Below are 2,310 nucleotides of genomic sequence, written 5' to 3' on the forward strand. Positions count from 1 at the left end.
AAGGCAGACGCTCTACCAACTGAGCTAATCACCCTGAGAAGCGTATAAAAAAAGCACTGCTTTTTTAGCTTCGCAAGAGAAAATTCCTTAAAGGGAATTTTCTAGAAATCCTATACCTATACTAGGTTGTAGAATTTCCGAAAGTCTTACCATCCAAAGTTGTCACCCTTTGGAAAACTTCCCACAACATAAAGACTATCAAAGCCCCTTGCTGTGGGTGTGTATTATATAGACTTAACAAAGCCTGTCAAATATTATTTTGCGCAATTTATAAAATGTTTGTTATAGACGTAAAAAGGACACAAGGAGTAGTCCTTTTATGATGCACGCAAATACGACTATAATGTCGCAGGCTGAATGTTTTGAGTAGCTGCGGTTATGTATTAATGTAGGCTCTCATTTGATCAATGGAGGTAAGTATAGACGCTTGGGATGTAGAGCAGCATTTTGCCACTTGGTCTTGGGGTGATTTTGCAGGATTTGGACTATTACTACACGTTATCCTTATGATAGTGATGACTTTGCGCATTGTATCGGTACAGCGCAATATTGGCGTGTCGATTGCGTGGATCGCTGTGCTTTATACTTTGCCTGTAGTTGGATTTATCGCTTATGTTTTGCTCGGTGAGCCCATGATTGGGCGTCGCTATCGTCAGCGTTTGGAGCAGGCACGCGGGCTGATGAATGACATGGCTAAGCGTGAGCGTTTGATCTTTGATCAAGGTCAAGACCTGTTGCCTGATCACTACCGCGGCGTCAGTCAAATTGGCACGCGCTGGACGGGATTTGGTGTGTTTGCGCATCACCAAATGCAACTGCTCACCACACCCCATCACATTTTTGGGCGTTTGATTACCGATATTGAGAACGCTCAGCGTACGATATTGCTAGAGTTTTATATCATTTATCCCAAGGGTCAAGTATTAGATATTATACAGGCGCTAGTCTCAGCAGCTAAGCGCGGAGTTGAGTGCCATATATTAGCCGATAGCGTCGGCAGTTTTAGATTCTTTAACAGTACCGAGCACAAACTGCTTGAGCAAGCGGGTGTATTTGTTCATCAATCGCTACCGGTAGGGCTATTCAAAACTTTATTTGTACGCTCTGATTTACGTAATCATCGCAAGATGGTCGCCATTGATGAGTACATTGGCTATATAGGTAGTTTTAATCTAGTTGATCCCGCATTTTTTAAGCAAGACAAAGGAGTCGGGCAGTGGATCGATATGATGATGCGCATTGTCAGCGAGCGGCCAGTCAACATTGCAACCGCTATAGCAAAAGTGGTCGTCACAGATATCGGCGCTGAAAACAACTACAATCTAGATGTGCTCGATCAGCGGGTAAATAACTACACGCGTAAGTTATACGTCATGTCGCCGACTATCAATGATATTAATAGCCGTATAAAAGTCCTAGGTGCAAATCTCGATCTTATAGAGCCGCCTGATACAGGGTCGACGTCTATTGTCATCCCGCAAATGCCTGTTGTAGACGAGGTCACAGCGCAGCTAATACCTTCTGCTCCGCAGGTGACTGCGCATGTCATTTACAACACGCTCGTCACTGTCATTCACCGCGCTAATAAGCGTATTCAGATAACGACGCCGTATTTTGTTCCTGACGAAGCATTATCAGGCGCGCTTGCGACAGCTGCTAAACGCGGGGTAGAAGTGACCCTTATTATTCCCAAAAAGGTGGATTCGTTCTTGGTGCAACATGCTTCGCAAGCCTATTATCAAGAGCTGCTTGAGGCTGGCGTCAATATCGCACTGTTCAAAGGCGGCTTGTTGCATGCCAAAACTGTCGTTATCGATGATGACTATTGTCTATTTGGTACGGTAAATATCGATATGCGCAGTTTTTACTTAAATATGGAGGTCAGCTTGGCGATTTATACGCCGCAGATGGTGGCACAAATTGCGGATGCGCAAGCGACTTATCTACAAAATTGTCGCTTGTTGTCATTGACTGAGTGGCAACAGCGCTCAAGCTATGCGCGTCTATTTGATAATGTTGTGCGGCTGTTTAGCCCTTTATTGTAGTGCGTTGAATTTTACGCTAAGGTAGATTGTTTTTTATCCATTTATAAATACTTTTAAGGAAGTACCTGCCTGATGTCTGACTCACCTTTGACGCCTTTAGATTATATTGCCACAGGATATTGGCAAGACTTTTTAGCTAAGCGTCCTATTGCAGGCGGCTTAGCTTATGAGGCCCTATTAAGAGAGTACAGTTTAGATGAGTCTTTAGCTAGTTTGCAGCGTATCGATACTTTGTTATCACAAATACGGCGCGAACTGATCAAAG

General features: G+C 43.9%; 1 protein-coding gene and 1 pseudogene. Both read left to right on the forward strand.

The genetic code is table 11. From position 1 onward, the window contains the following. Positions 1-407: 407 nt before the first annotated feature. Entirely contained in the window at positions 408-2,045 is a 1,638-nt protein-coding gene (locus ACTXGO_RS12635) for a cardiolipin synthase (RefSeq protein WP_443574780.1), read from the forward strand. A gap of 72 nt (positions 2,046-2,117) precedes the next feature. After that, positions 2,118-2,310 (forward strand): annotated as a pseudogene (locus tag ACTXGO_RS12640) (tetratricopeptide repeat protein); the annotation flags it as partial.

The sequence above is a fragment of the Psychrobacter sp. T6-1 genome (assembly GCF_052258445.1).

Bases quoted from the DNA above. Each gene is read 5' to 3' on its own strand.
- ACTXGO_RS12635 (WP_443574780.1), top strand. From the start codon at position 408: ATGGAGGTAAGTATAGACGCTTGGGATGTAGAGCAGCATTTTGCCACT.